Raw genomic sequence first — 13,626 nt, forward strand, 5'->3', positions numbered from 1 at the left:
TGGGAAGGCTTGGAAAGGGAAGGTCAGTCGTTGCCCTGGCCCTGGCGCCAGGCCTGGGTCTTGCAATCGAGCACGCGTTGCAGCAGGTAATAGAGCAGGCAGGCGCCGGCCGAGGTCAGCACCACCAGCGTGGCCATGGCCGCGGCCGGGCCGATGTCGCCGGACTCGTCCAGGTTGACGATCTCGACCGAGGCCAGCTTGGTGTCGGCGCCGTACAGGAACACCACCGCCGAGACCGTGGTCATCGCATTGATGAACAGGTAGCGCGAGATCTCCAGGATGGCGGGCAGGCAGGCCGGCACCGTGACCTTGAAGAAGGTCTTGTAGAACGGCACCTTGAGCGATGCCGACACGGCCTCGAACTCGCTGTCGAGCTGCTTGAGCGCGGTCACCGCGGTCAGGTGGCACGATGCGTAGTAGTGGACGATGGTCACCAGCACCAGGATGCCCAGGGTCTGGTACAGCCCGTGCAGCGGATTGGCCTGCGGCACGAAGAAGAAGATGTAGCCCAGCCCCAGCACCAGCCCCGGCACGCCCATCGGCAGCACCGCCATCAGCCGCACGAAGCCGCGCAGCCAGTCCATGCCGCGGGTCTTCTCCAGCAGGTAGGCGGTGGCGAAGATGAACACCGGCCCGATCACCGCGGCCAGGCCCGCCATGCGCAGGCTGTTCAGGTAGGAATCGACCACGCCGCCCTCGACCAGCCCGACCCGGTAGTGGTTCAGCGACAGCGAGAAGTTGTACGGCCACAGCTTGACGAAGGACGCGTACACCGCCATGCCCATCACCGCCAGCATCAGCGCCGCCATCAGCCAGCAGAACACCGCCATGGCCAGGTCGAAGCGCGGGCTGCGGCGCGGCACGTAGGGCACCGAGCGCGCCGACATCAGCGCCATCTGGCGGCGCTGCACGCGCGCGTCGACGCAGTAGGTCACGGCCACCGGCACCAGCAGCATCAGCGACACCACCGCGCCCTGCGAGAAGTCCTGCATGCCGATCACCAGCTTGTAGATGTCGGTCGCCAGCATATGGAAGTTGCCGCCGATCACCTTGGGGATGCCGAAGTCCGAGATCGCATAGGTGAACACCACCATGGCGGCGCTGACCAGCCCGTAGCGCGCGCCCGGCACGGTGATGGTGAAGAACTTGCGCACGGTCGAGGTGCCCAGCGCATCGGCGGCTTCATACAGCCGCGCATCCGTCAGCGACAGCGCTGTGATCAGGATCATCAGCGCATGCGGAAAGGTGGCGAATACCAGCGACGCGACGATGCCGAGCGGCCCGTAGATCTGCGTGCTGCCCATCCACGGCTTGAACAGGCCCTGGTTGCCGAACCAGAAGATGAAGGAGATGGCTGCCAGCAGCGAGGGCGCCAGCAGCGGGATCAGCGCCAGGTTGCGCAGCAGCCCCTTGCAGGCGATGCGGCTGCGCGTGAGCGCATAGGCAAAGCCGAACGCCAGCGGCACCGTGATGCAGGTGGCCAGCGCCGACACCCACAGGCTGTTCCACACCGAGCGCAGCAGCGCGGGCGATTCGAAGTAGGCGCGGAAGTGGGCGATGCCGGCCAGGGTGCCGTCGCGGTTCTGCACGCTCTTGGCCAGGATCATCACGATCGGCGCCAGCACGAAGCAGGCCAGCGCCAGCGCGGCCAGCGCCAGCAGCACGTGGGCGAGGCGGTCGGTCCAGTGCGCGCGCACCGCGCTGGCGACCAGCGCCGGCGAGGCCGGCGAGGCGGGCAGCGGGGGCTGCGCGCCGGGGTTGGCGGGCCCCGCCGGCGCGCTGGCCGAGGCGGGGGCTAGGGTATCGGTAGCCGGCAGGGAGGCAGACGTGGTGGCCGGCGCCGCAGTGAGGCTCATGCGCATGCGTGGCGGAAGATGCGGATACGGTCAGCGGGAATGGCCAGGCGCAGCCGGTCGCCGGTGTGCGGGCGCAGCTCGTGCAGGTCATTGAGCGAGAGGTCGGCATAGAGCGCGCCGCCGGCCGCGGCCGCGGCACCCGCTGCCGCGGGCCCGGCATCGGGCAGCCGCAGCGTCAGCCGCGAGAAGGCGCCGAGGAACTCGATCTTGTCGACGGTGGCTTCCAGCACGTTGGGGCCATGCTGTTCGATGCCGCGCACGCAGACGTCTTCGGGGCGGAAGAACACCTGCACGTCCTCGTCGGCGCAACAGCCCGGGGGCGCGGCGCAGCGCATGCGCACGCCGCCCAGGTGCAGCTCGCCGTCGCCGCAGACGCGCGCGCCCAGCATGTTGGTCTTGCCGACGAAGTCCGCCGCGAACGGCGTGGCCGGGCGCTGGTAGACCTGCGCCGGGGTGCCGACCTGCTCGATCGCGCCCTGGTTCATCACCACGATGCGGTCCGCCATCGACAGCGCCTCTTCCTGGTCGTGCGTGACCAGGATGGTGGTGATGTTCAGGCGCTGCTGCAGCGCGCGGATCTCGCTGCGCAGCCGCACCCGCACGCGCGCGTCGAGCGCCGACAGCGGCTCGTCCAGCAACAGCAGCCCGGGCGAGGTGGCCAGCGCGCGCGCGATCGCCACGCGCTGCTGCTGGCCGCCCGACAGCTGCGCCGGGTACTGGTTGCCGCGATCGGGCAGCCCCACCAGCGTCAACAGTTCCGCCACGCGCGCGCGGCGCTGGTCGCGCGGCATGCGCCGGTTGACCAGGCCGTAGGCGACGTTGTCGGCCACGGTCAGGTTGGGGAACAGCGCATAGGACTGGAACACGATGCCGTAGTCGCGCTCCATCGGCGGCAGCGTGGAGATATCGCGCCCGCCCTGGTGGATGGTGCCGGCGTTCTGCGATTCCAGCCCCGCGATGATGCGCAGCAGCGTGGTCTTGCCGCAGCCCGACGGGCCCAAGAAGCACAGCAGCTCGCCCTGGCGCACGTCGAGGTCGATGTTGTGCAGGGCGACGAAGGCGCCGCTGCTGCCGCCGAAGCGCTTGTGGATGCCTTTCAGGCTGAGATAGGTCTCGGCCGTGGATGTGGAGGTCTGCATGGCGTGGGGCCTGGTGTGTTCTGTTGGGGGACCCCGGCGCCGCCCGCCAGCGAGGCGGGCCGGCGGCGCCGGTACAAAACGGCGCTCAGGCGCTCAGGGCTGCTTCTCCGACTTGCTGGCGTAGCGCTTCTGCCATTCGGTCAGCACCCGCTCGCGGTTTTTGGCGATATAGCCGAAATCGTTCTTGACCAGCATCTGCTCGTAGTTGGCCGGGATGGTCTCGACCTTTCTCGCCACGCCGGGGTAGGCGACGATGGCCCAGTCCCTGGCGAACAGCTGGTTGGCTTCCTTGCTGGCGAGCCAGTCCAGGTAGCGTTGCGCGGCCTCCATCTTCTTCGTGCCCTTGACGATGCCGGCGGCCTCGATGTCGTAGCCCAGGCCCTCCTTGGGGAAGATCATCTCGATCGGCGCGCCCGCGGCCAGGGTCTTGTGCGCGCGCAGCTCGAACGAGATGCCGATCGGGAACTCGCCCGAGCCGGCCTGCTTGCAGGGCTTGGAGCCGGAATGCGTGTACTGCGCGATGTTCTCGTGCAGCGCGTCCATGTACTTCCAGCCTTCCTGCTCGCCGTAGAGCTGCAGCCAGGCGGTCACGTCGAGGAAGCCGGTGCCGGACGAGGCCGGGTTGGGCATCACGATGGTGCCCTTGTAGACCGGCTTGGCCAGGTCCTTCCAGGTCTCGGGGCGGGGCAGGTTGCGCTTCTTGGCCTCGATGGTGTTGAAGCAGATGGTCGCGCCCCACACATCCAGTCCCACCCACGACGGCGGCGTGGCCTTGTCGCTGTAGTCGCGCGTCAGCTTTTCGAAGCCCTTGGGGGTGTAGGGCGCCAGCATCCCTTCCTGCTTGAGCAGTTCCAGGCTCGACGCCGCCAGCCCGGCGATCACGTCGGCCTGCGGGTTGGCTTTCTCGGCCAGCGCCTTGGCGGTGATCACGCCGGTGGAATCGCGCACGTACTTCAGTTCGATATCGGGCGCCACCTTGGCGAAGCCCTCGGCATAGGGCTTGAGGGTCTCGGTCTCCCACGCCGTATAGACGGTGAGCGTGGTTTTCTGGGCCAGCGCGGTGCCGGAGGCGGCTAGCGCAAGCAGGGTGGCGGCGGTGCGCAGGGTGGTGGTGAAGGACGGTTGCATGGGGACTCCTTCCGGCATTGTAGGTGGAGAAATGTGTCAATGTGGTGAATCTGTTGCAATGCCACGGGGCACGCTGCACAACATAGAATCACCGTAAAACCCTTGTACTACAACACTTGCAAGACATGTGCCAAACTTTTGGCGCTTGCTTCGTCACCCCTCTGACTGCGCCGATGTCTTGATTGTTGACAATATACAAACCGCTTGCTTTAATGGCAATAAGGATTTTCGATACTGCTGAATCCGTCACAAACGGGAGTGTTCATGTCACGCCAAGCCCCGCTGGCGAGCGAAATCACCATCCTGCAGAGCCAGTCGCTGACCACCCTGGTGCAGCGCGAGCTGGAGTTGCGGATCATGTCCGGCGAACTGGCGCCCGGCGCCAAGCTCAATGAGATCGAAGTCGCCGGGCAGCTCAATGTGTCGCGCGGTCCGGTGCGCGAGGCGTTCCGGGCGCTGGAGCAGGCAGGCCTGCTACGCACCGAGAAGAACCGCGGCGTGTACGTGCGCGCCATCTCGGTGGAGGAAGCCGATGAGATCTATGAACTGCGCGCGGTGCTGGACGAATTCATCGGCCGGCAGCTGGCCGCGCGCATCACGCCCGAGAGCCTGCGCGAACTGCGCGCCCTGGTGGAGGCGCTCGACGCGGCGAGCCAGGCGCGCGATGTCGATGAATACACGCGGCTGAACCTGGCCTTCCACGACCGCATGGTCGAGCTGGCCGGCAACCGCAAGCTGCTGGAGACCTACCGGCGCCTGGTCAAGGAACTGACGCTGTTCCGGCGCGAGGCGCTGTCGCGCAGCCACGCCGCCATGCCCGATTCCACCCGCGAGCACCGCGCCATCGTCTCGGCGATTGCCGCGCGCGACGGCGAACTGGCGGCGCGCCTGATGCGCGAGCACGTCGAGCGCGGCCGCGCGCGCATGCATGCCGCGGTGGCCCCGTCGGCGGCCAGCGACGGCGCCGATGCCGCGGCTTGACACTGATCCGGCCTGAGCCAATCCAATTCAGCTACCGCCTTACCGACCGCGATCCCGCACAGGAACCGACCATGCCCGATACCAACGCCCGCACCATTACCGTCAACCAGCGCAGCTATCGCTGGATGCAGCAGCCCGTCGTGGTGGTCTGCGTCGACGGCTGCGAGTTCGATTACCTGGAAGCCGCCGCGGCCAGCGGCGGCGCGCCTTACCTGAAGCGGCTGCTGGAAGCAGGCTCCGCCTTCCGCGGCGCGTGCGTGGTGCCGACCTTCACCAACCCCAACAACCTGTCCATCGTCTGCGGCGCGCCGCCCGCGGTGCACGGCATCTGCGGCAATTACTTCTTCGATCGCAGCGCCAATGGCGGGCGCGGCGAGGAAGTGATGATGAACGACCCGAAGTACCTGCGCGCCGGCACCATCCTGGCCGCCTTTGCCGAGGCCGGCGCCAGCGTGGCGGTGGTCACCGCCAAGGACAAGCTGCGCCGGCTGCTGGGCCACGGCATGCAGGGCATCTGCTTCTCGTCGGAGAAGGCCGACCAGGCCACGGTGGCGGAAAACGGCATCGACGGCGTGCTCGAACTGGTGGGCATGCCGGTGCCGGACGTCTACAGCGCCGAGCTGTCCGAGTTCGTCTTCGCCGCCGGCGTGCGCCTGATGGAAACGCGCCGCCCGGACCTGATGTACCTGTCCACCACCGACTATATCCAGCACAAGTTCGCGCCCGGCTCGGACGGTGCCAATGCCTTCTACGCAATGATGGACAAGTACCTGGCGCGGCTGGACCAACTCGGCTGCGTGGTGGCGCTGACCGCCGACCACGGCATGAACGCCAAGCATGACGACGCCACCAAGGCGCCCAACGTGATCTACCTGCAGGACCAGCTGGATGCCTGGCTGGGCCGCGGCGTGGAAGACGGCGGCGCGCGCGTGATCTTGCCGATCACCGACCCGTACGTGGTCCACCACGGCGCGCTGGGATCGTACGCCACCATCTACCTGCCCGACGATGCCGACGCTGCCGCGATCCAGGCGCGCCTGTCGGACCTGCAGGGCGTGGAAAGCGTGCTGACCAACGCCGACGCGTGCGCGCGCTTCGAGCTGCCGCCCGACCGCGTCGGCGACCTGGTGGTCACCAGCGACAAGCACGTGGTGCTGGGCACCAGCCGCAGCCGCCATGACCTGTCCGGCCTCGACGCGCCGCTGCGCTCGCATGGCGGCGTGTCGGAGCAGACCGTGCCGCTGGTGTTCAACCGCGCCACCGCCGGCATTCCCGGCAAAGCCGTGCTGCGCAATTTCGACATCTTCGATGTCGCGCTGAACCACCTGCACTGAACGCCCGCATCGTATCTGGCGGTTCGAGCCGCTGCCTGACCCGCATCCACCGGAGGAGACTCATGAACGCCCCCCAATTTCCCGCTGGCGCCGTCAGCCCCCATTTCCGCGCCGAAGCGCTGCGCATCGACGGCCAGAAGATCGTGCGCGAGCGCGTCATCGAAGTGCGCAACCCGTTTGACGGATCGCTGGTGGGCACCGTGCCCAAGGCCACGCTCGAGGACGTGCGCCGCGCCTTCGAGGTGGGCCAGGCCTACCGCGCCACGCTGACCCGCTACGAGCGCGCCGCCATCCTGAACCGCGCCGCGGCCTTGCTGCGCGAGCGCACCGAGGAGGCCTCGGACCTGATCACGCTCGAGTCCGGCCTGTCCAAGAAGGATTCCCTGTACGAGATCGGCCGCGTCGCCGACGTGCTGGGCTTTGCCGCCACCGAGGCGCTGCGCGACGACGGCCAGCTGTTCTCGTGCGACCTGACGCCGCACGGCAAGAAGCGCCGCGTGATGACGCAGCGCGAGCCGCTGATGGGCGTGATCAGCGCCATCACGCCGTTCAACCACCCGATGAACCAGGTCGCGCACAAGGTCGCGCCATCGATCGCCACCAACAACCGCATGGTGCTCAAGCCATCGGAAAAGGTGCCGCTGTCGGCGTTCTACCTCGCCGACCTGCTGTACGAAGCCGGCCTGCCGCCGCAGATGTTCCAGGTGGTCACCGGCGACCCGCGCGAGATCGCCGACGAGCTGATCACACACCCGGCAGTGGACCTGGTCACCTTCACCGGCGGCGTCGCGATCGGCAAGTACATCGCCAGCAAGGCCGGCTACAAGCGCGTGGTGCTGGAACTCGGCGGCAACGACCCGCTGATCGTGCTCGACGACGCCGACCTGGACCGTGCCTCGGACCTGGCGGTGCAGGGCTCGTACAAGAACTCCGGCCAGCGCTGCACCGCGGTCAAGCGCATGCTGGTGCACCAGGCCGTGGCGGCGCGCTTTACCGAACTGGTGGTGGAGAAGACCCGCGCCTGGAAGTACGGCGACCCGATGGACCGCGGTGTCGACATGGGCACCGTTATCGACGAGCAGGCCGCGCAGCTGTTCGAGGCCCGCGTCAACGAGGCGGTGGCGCAGGGCGCGCGGCTGCTGGTCGGCAACCAGCGCAACGGCGCCAGCTATGCGCCCACGGTGCTGGACCGCGTCGATCCGTCGATGACGGTGGTGCGCGAGGAAACCTTCGGTCCGGTTTCGCCCATCATCACCTTCCGCGATGTGGACGATGCCATCCGGATTTCCAACGGCACCGCGTTCGGGCTGTCGTCGGGGGTGTGCACCAACAATATCGAGGCCTTCACCAAAATCGCCAATGCGCTGCATGTGGGCACCGTCAACCTGTGGGAGGTGCCTGGCTACCGGATCGAACTGACGCCGTTCGGCGGGATCAAGGACTCGGGGCTGGGCTACAAGGAGGGGGTGCAGGAGGCGGCGAAGAGCTTTACCAATTTGAAGACGATTACGTTGCCGTGGGGGTGAATCAAGGCTGAAACCGCTGCGGGTTTGCTCCCCTCTCCCGCGCGCGGGAGAGGGGCCGGGGGTGAGGGCGGGCGGTGCAATAGCGAGGGCCTTTACTACGTGACGCTCCCGCCCTCACCCCAACCCTCTCCCGCAAGCGGGAGAGGGAGCACCCAGGCGGTTACGGGAAGGGCCGTCGCAGTTTCGCGCAAGGTCGCTCGGGGGGGCCCTGGCTGCGCTAGAATCAGCCCCCAAGTCCCCGACCCTTCCGGAGTCCCCGTGCTCGCCGAACAACGGCAGAAATATATCCTCGACCAGCTGTCCGCGACCGGCGCGCTGGCCATCAGCGAGCTGGTGAGCGAGCTTGACGTATCGCGCGAGACCATCCGCCGCGACCTCAATGCGTTGGCCACGCGCGGGCTGCTGGTGCTGACCCATGGCGGCGCGCTGGCGCCGGACCGGACCGAGCCCGATACCCAGACCCGCGCGCAGGTCAATGCCGAGGGCAAGCGCGCCATCGGCGTGCGCGCGGCCGAGCTGGTGCGCGACGGCGCCTCGCTGATCCTGGACTACGGCACCACCACGCATGCGGTGGCGCAGGCGCTGCACGGGCACCATAACCTGCTGGTCTACACCAACGACCTGGCCATCGCCCAGCTGCTGGGCCGGCGCAACGGCAACCGCGTGATCGTGCTGGGTGGCGAGCTGCAGGACAACGAAGACGCCACCCATGGCTGGGACACCATCGAGCAGCTGTCGCGCTACCACACGGACTTCGCCTTTATCGGCATCGGCGGCATCACGCCGCGCGGCGAGATCTGCGATTTCTCCCGCGCCGCGGCGGAGCTGCGCAGCCGCATGCTGCTGGCGGCCGACGTGGCCTGCGTGGTCGCCGACCACACCAAGTTCGGCCGCAACACCGGCGTCACCATCAAGCATGCCGAACTGGCCGCCTGGGTGATTACCGACATGGCGCCGGAGCCGGAGCTGGGCGCGGCGCTGAAGGAACGGGGCAACAAGCTGCTGATTGCCTGACGGTCTCGCCTGGCCAGGGGCCGGGCCTTGTCCGCTGATCGCACGCAAATCCGTCCGCCCTCGCACCAAATTGCGGCTTTGACGCCGCTGTCACAGGTGTTTTGACTGTCCTGTGCCCCATGGCGGTGCTAAAGTGCTGGGTTGTCGGACCGGCACGGTCAGCCGTGCCCGTCCGATAAACCGGAGGCGACCCACCTTCCATCGGCGCAACGCCACACGGCACCGCAGACCGGCATCCAGCCGGCAAGGCTGCCGCATCCTGCCACTCCAGCACAGCAAGAGACATCCGTGAATTCTCCTTCCCTTGAAGCATTTCTGGCGGGGGTTGCCCGCCGCGACCCCAATCAACCCGAATTCCTCCAGGCCGTGAAGGAAGTCATGATGACGCTGTGGCCGTTCGTCGAGCGCAATCCGCGCTACGCCGACCAGGCCCTGCTCGAGCGGCTGGTGGAGCCCGAGCGCGTGATCCAGTTCCGCGTGGCATGGACCGACGACCAGAACCGCGTGCAGGTCAACCGCGCCTTCCGCGTGCAGCACAGCTCGGCCATCGGCCCGTTCAAGGGCGGCATGCGCTTCCACCCCACCGTGAACCTGTCGGTGCTGAAGTTCCTGGGGTTCGAGCAGACCTTCAAGAACGCGCTGACCACGCTGCCCATGGGCGGCGGCAAGGGCGGCTCGGACTTCGATCCCAAGGGCAAGTCGGACGGTGAAGTGATGCGCTTCTGCCAGGCGCTGGTGACCGAGCTGTTCCGCCACCTGGGCCCGGATACCGACATCCCGGCCGGCGACATCGGCGTGGGCGCGCGCGAGGTCGGCTTCATGGCCGGCATGATGAAGAAGCTGTCGAACCAGTCGGCCTGCGTGTTTACCGGCAAGGGCCTGGCCTACGGCGGCAGCCTGATGCGCCCCGAGGCGACGGGCTACGGCACGGTCTACTTCGCGCAGGAAATGCTGCACCGTCGCGGGCGTGGCTTCGACGGGCTGCGCGTGCTGATCTCCGGCTCGGGCAACGTGGCGCAGTACGCGGCCGAGAAGGCGATCGAGCTCGGCGCCAAGGTGCTGACGCTGTCCGATTCCGGCGGCGTGCTGCACTACCCGCAGGGCATGACCACCGAGCAACTGGCCGAAGTCATGGCCTTCAAGAATGAAGAGCGCGGCCGCCTGTCGGACTTTGCCGCCCGCCACGGCATGAGCTTCGAAGCCGGCCGCACCCCGTGGCACGTGCCCGCCGACGTGGCGCTGCCGTGCGCCACCCAGAACGAACTCGACGGCAACGATGCCGAGACCCTGCTGGGCAATGGCGTGATCTGCGTGGCCGAAGGCGCCAACATGCCGTCGACGCTGGAGGCGGTGGACCGCTTTGTCGACGCCAGGATCCTGTACGCGCCGGGCAAGGCCAGCAACGCCGGCGGCGTCGCGACTTCGGGCCTGGAGATGTCGCAGAACGCGATGCGCCTGTCCTGGCACCATGCCGAGGTCGACGAGAAGCTGCACGCGATCATGAAGGACATCCACCAGAACTGCATCCACCACGGCCAGAAGGCGGATGGCTACATCAACTACGTGGAAGGCGCGAACATCGCCGGCTTCGTCAAGGTGGCCGACGCCATGCTGGCGCAAGGCGTGATCTGACCTGAAGCAGCGGCCGGCGCCATGCCGGCCGCGCGGAATCCGGCTACGATGGCGGTCCCGAACCGCTCATCCAGAAAAGGAGCCATGCGCCATGCTGGAACTCAGACCAGGCTGCGAACACTGCAACAAGCCCCTGCCGCCGGATTCCGCCGAAGCGCGCATCTGCTCGTTCGAATGCACCTTCTGCGCGGGCTGCGTCGAACTGCTCGGCAATGTCTGCCCGAACTGCGGGGGTGGTTTCGCGCCCCGGCCGGTGCGACCGGCGCGCGACTGGAAGAACGGCAACTACCTGGGCAACAACCCGGCCAGTACCAAGGTCAAGCACCGGCCGGTGGACCTGGCCGCGCATGCCCGCCTGGTCGAGGCGGTGGGGCAGGTCCCGCCTGAGCGGCGCTAGCCGCGCGGTTTCGCTGAGCGGCGCTAGCCGCGGGGTTTGGTTTTCGGCTGGAGAATTTCCCCGGCCTCCTTCACGTTCTGTTCGGCGCGCTTGCTGATCACGGCAAGCGCCTCGGCTTGCGCCTTCTGCGCGGTCTCGGCCAGCGCGCGCATGTTCTCCAGCGCCTGGTGCAGCTGCTGCTGCACGAACTCGCTGTGCCTGGCCATGGCCTCCGCCGGATTGCTCGCCGTGCCGTACTGCTGGGCGGCCGCCTGCAACTGCTGCATGGTCTGGGCGAAAATTTCCTGCTGCTTCCTCACGATGGCCTGCATGCCTTCATAGGCCAGCCGGTTGGCCTCGGCCAGGGCTTCGATGTCCTTGCGGCGCGCTTCGACCACCGCGCTCATGTCCACGCCCGGCAGGCGCAACTGTTCCATCATCCTGGTGAAATCGGCAAAGGGATTGGGAGGCGTGGTGGCCATGCTGGGTCTCCTGGTGGAAGGACTGGCAGGTCGGCCGGCGGCGGGGACGGCGTGTCCCTTTTGGCCGGGATCCTGTCCACTATAGCCGGTATCCGCACACTTCTGGCCGTCAATCGAGGAAGACCCTAAAGTTACCGCCGCCCCTGCCGTTGGCATCCATAGCCCGCCTGTGCGTCGGCCCGACCCGGCCCGCCCGCGGACGATGAGAGCGAAGAGCGCTGCGCCGACCCAGGCCGTGCGCGGCAGCACTTCGCCATGACCAATGCTAATCAGGTAGAAGAAATGAAGAATCTAGGTATCGGGGTTCGCCTCGGCATCGGTTTTGGGGTGGTATTGCTGCTTGCGGCGCTGATGACGGGCTTGGGCATGCTGCGGCTGCAGCAGGTGGCCGAGCGCACCCACGCGATGATGCAGCAGCCGCTGACCAAGGAGCGGCTGGTCAGCGACTGGTACCGCCTCATGCATACCAGCGTGCGCCGCACCACCGCGGTGGCGCGCAGCGCCGACCCGTCGCTGGGCCAGTTCTTTGCCGCCGAGACCAAGGCCTCGATCGAAGGCATTGCCCAGCTGCGCGACAAGCTGCAGCCGATGCTCAGCTCGGAGCAGGAAAAGGCCGCGTTCCAGAAGATCCTGAGCGTGCGCGACCCGTACAACAACGGGCGCGACAAGATCACGAAGCTCAAGCAGGAAGGTTTGACCGAGGAAGCCAACCAGGTGCTGGAGAAAGAGTTCGTGCCCGCCGGCGACGCCTACCTGGCCGAGATCCAGAAGCTGCTCGACATCCAGCGCGCCAGCATCGACGCCACCGCGCGCGAGATCAACGCCATCTACGTCAACGCGCGCAACAGCCTGATCGGGCTGGGCGTGGTGGTGCTGGGCATCGGCATTGGGTTCGCGTTCTGGCTCACCATCGGCATTACGCGTCCGCTGCATCGCGCCGTGGCGGTGGCGCGCACGGTGGCGTCGGGCGACCTGACCAGCCGCATCGACGTCGACAGCCGCGACGAAACCGGCCAGCTGCTGCAGGCACTGGCGGACATGAACGCCAATATCCTGCGTATCGTGCGCCAGGTGCGCGCCGGCACCGAGTCGATCGTGTCGGGCACCAGCCAGATCGCCGCCGGCAACACCGACCTGTCGCAGCGCACCGAGGAACAGGCCTCGTCGCTGCAGCAGACCGCGGCCAGCATGGAAGAGCTGACCAGCATCGTGCGCCAGAACGCCGACAACGCGCGCCAGGCCAGCACGCTCGCGGTCAACGCCTCCGATATCGCGGCCAAGGGCGGCGAAGTCGCGGGCAAGGTGGCCGAGACCATGGAAGAGATCAACGGCGCGTCGAGGAAGGTGGTCGACATCATCGCCGTGATCGAGGGCATTGCGTTCCAGACCAATATCCTGGCGCTGAACGCCGCGGTGGAAGCCGCGCGCGCCGGCGAGCAGGGCCGCGGCTTTGCCGTGGTGGCGGGCGAAGTGCGCACGCTGGCGCAACGCAGCGCGACCGCGGCCAAGGAGATCAAGGCGCTGATCGGCGATTCGGTCGACCGCGTCGAAAAGGGCTCGATGCTGGTGACGCAGTCGGGCCAGACCATGGAAGAGATCGTCGCGGCCGTCAAGCGCGTGACCGACATCATGGGCGAGATCAGCGCGGCGTCGGCCGAGCAGAGCTCGGGCATCGAGCAGGTGAACCAGGCGGTGACGCAGATGGATACGGTGACGCAGCAGAACGCGGCACTGGTGGAAGAGGCCGCGGCGGCGGCGGGTTCGCTCGAGGAGCAGGCGCAGCGGCTGAAGGAGGCGGTGGCGACGTTCAGGCTGGCGGCCTGAGGGGCTTGCTGCAGTTTTCCCCTCTCCCCTCAGCGGAGAGGGGCGCGCCCTCAGCGCGGATGTGATCCGTCGGTGACACGTGCCGGCCACCCGGCGGCGGATTCCTGTCCCCATTTTTTGAGGCGCGGCCCGGACGGCACCGTTCAGGTGCAATGGACGCCATCCGACTGCACAAGCCCGTGATCAGCCCAATTTTCTGCCCGATTGCCGCCCCGGATGCGGTGGTTTTCAGATTCCTGAAAGCAAACTGAGGCAAAATTCTACTTTTCGCCTAGTTTGTTGCCCTGACCGTGACCCGGCAGGCAGAAGTCCCACCCACCGATAGAGGATCTGA

The 13,626-nt window shown here is 67.4% G+C and carries 11 protein-coding genes; 7 read left to right on the forward strand and 4 right to left on the reverse strand.

The features are described from left to right. Positions 1-23 precede the first annotated feature (23 nt). The 3 genes from AC3FMM_RS17820 to AC3FMM_RS17830 form a co-directional block, all read right to left on the reverse strand. On the reverse strand, positions 24-1,862 hold the full coding sequence (locus tag AC3FMM_RS17820) for a putative 2-aminoethylphosphonate ABC transporter permease subunit (protein ID WP_488687195.1): 1,839 nt from the start codon (positions 1,860-1,862) through the stop codon (positions 24-26). After that, positions 1,853-2,995: a putative 2-aminoethylphosphonate ABC transporter ATP-binding protein gene (locus tag AC3FMM_RS17825; RefSeq protein WP_488687196.1), complete on the reverse strand. Its 1,143-nt coding sequence runs from the start codon at positions 2,993-2,995 to the stop codon at positions 1,853-1,855. Before AC3FMM_RS17825 ends, AC3FMM_RS17820 begins: the two co-directional genes overlap by 10 nt. Before the next feature lie 93 nt (positions 2,996-3,088). Further along, the gene (locus tag AC3FMM_RS17830; RefSeq protein ID WP_116380007.1) at positions 3,089-4,123 is read right to left on the reverse strand and encodes a putative 2-aminoethylphosphonate ABC transporter substrate-binding protein; all 1,035 of its coding nucleotides are present in this window, start codon (positions 4,121-4,123) and stop codon (positions 3,089-3,091) included. 264 nt (positions 4,124-4,387) lie between these two features. On the opposite strand from AC3FMM_RS17830, the gene AC3FMM_RS17835 reads away from it, so the two are divergent. The 6 genes from AC3FMM_RS17835 to AC3FMM_RS17860 all read left to right on the forward strand — a co-directional run bounded on the left by AC3FMM_RS17835 (position 4,388) and on the right by AC3FMM_RS17860 (position 11,007). Continuing rightward, complete coding sequence (locus AC3FMM_RS17835) at positions 4,388-5,104, forward strand: phosphonate utilization associated transcriptional regulator (protein WP_488687197.1); 717 nt, start codon at positions 4,388-4,390, stop codon at positions 5,102-5,104. A 71-nt stretch (positions 5,105-5,175) separates the two neighbouring features. Continuing rightward, the gene (gene phnA, locus AC3FMM_RS17840) at positions 5,176-6,438 is read left to right on the forward strand and encodes a phosphonoacetate hydrolase (protein WP_115712884.1); all 1,263 of its coding nucleotides are present in this window, start codon (positions 5,176-5,178) and stop codon (positions 6,436-6,438) included. Positions 6,439-6,500: 62 nt separating this feature from the next. Then, a complete protein-coding gene (gene phnY / locus AC3FMM_RS17845; protein WP_116314652.1) occupies positions 6,501-7,964 on the forward strand; it encodes a phosphonoacetaldehyde dehydrogenase in 1,464 nt (487 codons plus the stop codon). A gap of 258 nt (positions 7,965-8,222) precedes the next feature. Then, the gene (locus AC3FMM_RS17850) at positions 8,223-8,978 is read left to right on the forward strand and encodes a DeoR/GlpR family DNA-binding transcription regulator (protein WP_092310324.1); all 756 of its coding nucleotides are present in this window, start codon (positions 8,223-8,225) and stop codon (positions 8,976-8,978) included. Between the two features lie 288 nt (positions 8,979-9,266). Then, complete coding sequence (gdhA, locus tag AC3FMM_RS17855; RefSeq protein WP_116314646.1) at positions 9,267-10,610, forward strand: NADP-specific glutamate dehydrogenase; 1,344 nt, start codon at positions 9,267-9,269, stop codon at positions 10,608-10,610. 91 nt (positions 10,611-10,701) lie between these two features. After that, a complete protein-coding gene (locus tag AC3FMM_RS17860; protein WP_115712902.1) occupies positions 10,702-11,007 on the forward strand; it encodes a DUF1272 domain-containing protein in 306 nt (101 codons plus the stop codon). Positions 11,008-11,030: 23 nt separating this feature from the next. On the opposite strand, the gene AC3FMM_RS17865 is transcribed toward AC3FMM_RS17860, so the two are convergent. Then, positions 11,031-11,468 (reverse strand): phasin family protein, encoded by a 438-nt coding sequence (locus tag AC3FMM_RS17865; protein ID WP_488687198.1) that lies wholly within the window; start codon positions 11,466-11,468, stop codon positions 11,031-11,033. Positions 11,469-11,750: 282 nt separating this feature from the next. Here AC3FMM_RS17865 and AC3FMM_RS17870 point away from each other — a divergent pair, with 282 nt between their 5' ends. Continuing rightward, positions 11,751-13,292, forward strand: coding sequence for a methyl-accepting chemotaxis protein (locus AC3FMM_RS17870; RefSeq protein ID WP_116380002.1), 1,542 nt, complete (start codon positions 11,751-11,753; stop codon positions 13,290-13,292). The last annotated feature ends 334 nt before the right edge of the window (positions 13,293-13,626 follow it).

Source organism: Cupriavidus sp. 207A1 (assembly GCF_057798955.1).

What these genes read in the sequence shown, in the direction of transcription:
- AC3FMM_RS17825 (WP_488687196.1), bottom strand. Translation starts at nt 2,995, where the DNA reads ATGCAGACCTCCACATCCACGGCCGAGACCTATCTCAGCCTGAAAGGC.
- AC3FMM_RS17820 (WP_488687195.1), bottom strand. Translation starts at nt 1,862, where the DNA reads ATGCGCATGAGCCTCACTGCGGCGCCGGCCACCACGTCTGCCTCCCTG.
- AC3FMM_RS17870 (WP_116380002.1), top strand. Translation starts at nt 11,751, where the DNA reads ATGAAGAATCTAGGTATCGGGGTTCGCCTCGGCATCGGTTTTGGGGTG.
- phnA (WP_115712884.1), top strand. Translation starts at nt 5,176, where the DNA reads ATGCCCGATACCAACGCCCGCACCATTACCGTCAACCAGCGCAGCTAT.
- AC3FMM_RS17865 (WP_488687198.1), bottom strand. Translation starts at nt 11,468, where the DNA reads ATGGCCACCACGCCTCCCAATCCCTTTGCCGATTTCACCAGGATGATG.
- AC3FMM_RS17835 (WP_488687197.1), top strand. Translation starts at nt 4,388, where the DNA reads ATGTCACGCCAAGCCCCGCTGGCGAGCGAAATCACCATCCTGCAGAGC.
- AC3FMM_RS17860 (WP_115712902.1), top strand. Translation starts at nt 10,702, where the DNA reads ATGCTGGAACTCAGACCAGGCTGCGAACACTGCAACAAGCCCCTGCCG.
- AC3FMM_RS17830 (WP_116380007.1), bottom strand. Translation starts at nt 4,123, where the DNA reads ATGCAACCGTCCTTCACCACCACCCTGCGCACCGCCGCCACCCTGCTT.
- phnY (WP_116314652.1), top strand. Translation starts at nt 6,501, where the DNA reads ATGAACGCCCCCCAATTTCCCGCTGGCGCCGTCAGCCCCCATTTCCGC.